The sequence below is a fragment of the Thomasclavelia cocleata genome, assembly GCF_900102365.1.
Taxonomy (GTDB): Bacteria; Bacillota_I; Bacilli_A; order Erysipelotrichales; family Coprobacillaceae; genus Thomasclavelia; species Thomasclavelia cocleata.
The window spans coordinates 1-3,286 of the sequence record NZ_FOIN01000081.1; the positions used below are offsets into that span (position 1 = coordinate 1).

The 3,286-nt window shown below is 22.8% G+C and carries 5 protein-coding genes; 1 reads left to right on the plus strand and 4 read right to left on the minus strand.

Features of this window, described 5'->3' with window-relative positions:
• Positions 1-117: 117 nt before the first annotated feature.
• Positions 118-843, minus strand: a complete 726-nt coding sequence (locus BMW96_RS13750) for a TrmH family RNA methyltransferase (protein WP_092357140.1) — start codon at positions 841-843, stop codon at positions 118-120.
• Positions 840-1,505, minus strand: a complete 666-nt coding sequence (locus BMW96_RS13755; RefSeq protein WP_092357143.1) for a M48 family metallopeptidase — start codon at positions 1,503-1,505, stop codon at positions 840-842. The genes BMW96_RS13750 and BMW96_RS13755 overlap by 4 nt, the downstream gene beginning before the upstream one ends.
• Before the next feature lie 54 nt (positions 1,506-1,559).
• On the opposite strand from BMW96_RS13755, the gene sspI reads away from it, so the two are divergent.
• Complete coding sequence (gene sspI / locus BMW96_RS13760; protein WP_092357146.1) at positions 1,560-1,760, plus strand: small acid-soluble spore protein SspI; 201 nt, start codon at positions 1,560-1,562, stop codon at positions 1,758-1,760.
• A 14-nt stretch (positions 1,761-1,774) separates the two neighbouring features.
• On the opposite strand, the gene BMW96_RS13765 is transcribed toward sspI, so the two are convergent.
• On the minus strand, positions 1,775-2,212 hold the full coding sequence (locus BMW96_RS13765) for a hypothetical protein (RefSeq protein WP_092357149.1): 438 nt from the start codon (positions 2,210-2,212) through the stop codon (positions 1,775-1,777).
• Positions 2,205-3,050 carry a hypothetical protein gene (locus BMW96_RS13770; RefSeq protein ID WP_092357152.1) on the minus strand — a complete coding sequence of 282 codons (846 nt, stop codon included), beginning with the start codon at positions 3,048-3,050 and terminating at the stop codon, positions 2,205-2,207. The genes BMW96_RS13765 and BMW96_RS13770 overlap by 8 nt, the downstream gene beginning before the upstream one ends.
• Positions 3,051-3,286 lie beyond the last annotated feature (236 nt).

Genomic DNA, 3,286 nt, shown 5'->3' on the forward strand with positions numbered 1-3,286 from the left:
TGACTTTTTTCATGCCTTTTTCTCCGGCCTCTCTCCCTTTCCCTGAGTGCCTATTTAATTTACCATATCACTTCTCTTTTGTAAAGTCTTTTTTTACATTTTTCGACTTTTTATCTTTTAATCATTTCCATTAAAATAATACATCATTATACTTCCCGCAATTGCAACATTTAATGATTCGATTGTCTTAATTGGAATATAACCAATTTGATCACATTTAGCTAATATTTCTGCATTCATCCCATTACCCTCATTACCAACTACATATGCCATTTTTTCATTAATTGGAATCTTTTTTATATCAATACCATTTTCCAATGCACTTCCAATAATAAAAACACCATTTTCTTTTAAAACTGGAATCACCTTATTTAAATCACTATATATACAATTTATATGAAAATTGGCACCTTGCATTGATCGTAATAATTTATCATTATATAAATCTACACATCTATTTGACAAAATAACTTGATCAATTGAAAATGCTAATGCTGTTCTAATCAATGTTCCTATATTTCCTGGATCTTGTAAATCATCCAAAATTAAATAACGTTTACCTTTAATTAACTCTTTATTTTTATTAATTACACATTTTGCCATTATTGTTTGAGGTGATTTAGTAAAAGCTAATTTAGCCATTACCTCCTCACTAACTAAAATTACTGATAAATCACTACTAATAGGCTTCGTTGAAATTAAACATTCAACTTGATCAGCCTTTAAAGCCTCTGCAACTAGGTGCTCTCCTTCTATTAAATAATATCCTAATTCATCTCGATATTTTTTTTGTTTCAACTTAATTAACATTTTAATTGTATTATTAGTTGTTGAAGTAATCATATTCCAATCTCCTTTAATCGCTCTTCTTTCACCTTATAATCAGGCATTCGCTTTTCTATTTCCTGATAAAATAATTTTGAATGATTCGGTTGAATAAAATGACATAGTTCATGTATAATCACATAATCAATTAAACATTTTTCTAAATGAACTAAGACTAAATTAAAGGATACTTTATTTTGTTTTAAAAAACAAGCTCCCCAGCGAGATTTAAGTTTTTTAATTTCAATTATAGGCATATTACAAACAAAATCATTATTTAAATAATAATCTATTTGTTTTGATATGTAATCATATAATATTTTTTTTAAATTAGTTTCAATTACTTCTTGAATTTCATAATGATAAACATAAATTTTATTATCATGAAAAACAGCTTTATATTCACCCACATCTTTTAAAATTATTTGATAACATTGATTAAAAATATATACATAACCTCCATCAATATAATTATATTTAGGAAAATAATTATTAATCTGTTTTAAAATAGTTTCTTTATGATCATAGATTAATTTTTCTATATCATTAATTGAAAAAAAAGGTGAACTATTAACTATTACTTTACCTGAAATAATTTTTAAATAACATTTTTTAATTTTTTTTATGTTTAATTGATATTCAATAATTTGATTATTTAATTTTATTTTTCTTATTTCCATAATTTCCTCGTATAAAATCCAATAATATTCCTATAATAATTTAGGAGTGATAATATGGATATTCGTAATGCATTACTAACTAAATTGCATAATAGTTCTTTTAATGAATTAAAAGGAATTATTGATGAAGGTATAGCTTCTAGAGAAGAAACAATTCTTCCAGGATTAGGCGTATTATTTGAAAAATATTATAATTCCTTAGATAACAATCAGAAAGATGGAATTATTAATTCTTTATGCAATTTATTGAAATAGACTCAAAAATGAGTCTATTTTTTATAATATTTAATTTCTTCTTTAATTGATCTAATTAACATAAATAGAGTTAGTAAGATAAAATTAATTTTAAACAACTGATTAAAATTAATCATTGATATAATTATCAATATAATAAGTGGAATTACTGTACCATACGAAACTAACCGCTTACCATTAATGATAATCTTTGCATGCGTTTTATCTTCATTTCGAAATGTATCCATAATAATCTTATACATTTCAAATAACAAATAATTTAATATCCACAATAATAGAAAATAAGTAGTTATATAAAAATTATCTGTAAATATTTTTATAATTGCTCGTACAACAGTCATATTAAAATAATTTGAAAAATCATATACGAAAGAACACAATGTAATAATTAATGTTACTAACGCATTTCTAGCCAAATAAAATATTATAAAATCTTTTTTTAATTTATCCATAGTAATCACCTACTTGACGAGTAACAAGATCAATTGAAAAAACAAATTTATCATTATCATTACTAAATATTATCACAACACTTAAATCTTTATTTTTAAAATCATCAAAGTCTAAATAATATGTTCCATAATCATTTGAATTAATTAGATCTTTGCTTGAACCAGTTATCTTTTTAAAAACTATATAGTTATTATTATCCTCTTTTCCTTTTTTTGAATCTTTTAAATAACGATATTCTAATGATACAACAGGATATTCTTCTATTATATCTTTATTTGTTGTCTTTAAATTTCCTAAACGTATCATCCTTTTAGAAATACTAGCATTTTCAATACGATATTCTTTATTAGAACCATCTAGTTGCACTATAGGTGTTATTTTTAAATTTAATTTATTAATATTTTTATCACTTACACTAACTATTAATTCTGCTGTTTCTATATTATCTAAATTAACCTTTTTATTATCTTTAATTATCTTATCAATCTCATAATTTAATTTATCTTTAGAATAATCATCTAACTCTGTTTCATATTCAAACTTTTGTTCATTACTTTTTAATATTAATTTAATAATTGGAGTAACATTGGTTTCAAACATGTTACTATTTTTAAAAACAATTATACCATCACCTAAAGAAAAATTCTCTTCATTATGATATGCTTCAATATCTTCAACTTTTATATCATTATTTTCACCACTTAATAAATAATCATAATACACAACTTCACTATATGTTTGAAAAACAAAATTATCATACATATAAAATAATGTCATTGAAACTATTAAAGCAAAAATAATCGTAATAAATAAATTTTGTTTATTTGTTCTGTTCATAATTTACCACCTACTGTAGTATATTATAACTTATTTTAATGTATATAGAAAGAAAAAGAATTACTTACAAATCGACAACACTATTTTTATATAATATATAGAATCTCCACTCTAATTTATAAAAAAAGAACTGTTGTAGGTTCTCTACTAACAGTTCTAAGAAAATCTTATTCTTCAATTTTCTTTCTTCTTAATGTTACTACTGCTGCTCCTGCTAATAACATTACAACACCTAA

Coding starts and splice junctions, on each gene's coding strand:
- BMW96_RS13750 (WP_092357140.1), bottom strand. CDS start 843: ATGATTACTTCAACAACTAATAATACAATTAAAATGTTAATTAAGTTG.
- BMW96_RS13755 (WP_092357143.1), bottom strand. CDS start 1,505: ATGGAAATAAGAAAAATAAAATTAAATAATCAAATTATTGAATATCAA.
- sspI (WP_092357146.1), top strand. CDS start 1,560: ATGGATATTCGTAATGCATTACTAACTAAATTGCATAATAGTTCTTTT.
- BMW96_RS13765 (WP_092357149.1), bottom strand. CDS start 2,212: ATGGATAAATTAAAAAAAGATTTTATAATATTTTATTTGGCTAGAAAT.
- BMW96_RS13770 (WP_092357152.1), bottom strand. CDS start 3,050: ATGAACAGAACAAATAAACAAAATTTATTTATTACGATTATTTTTGCT.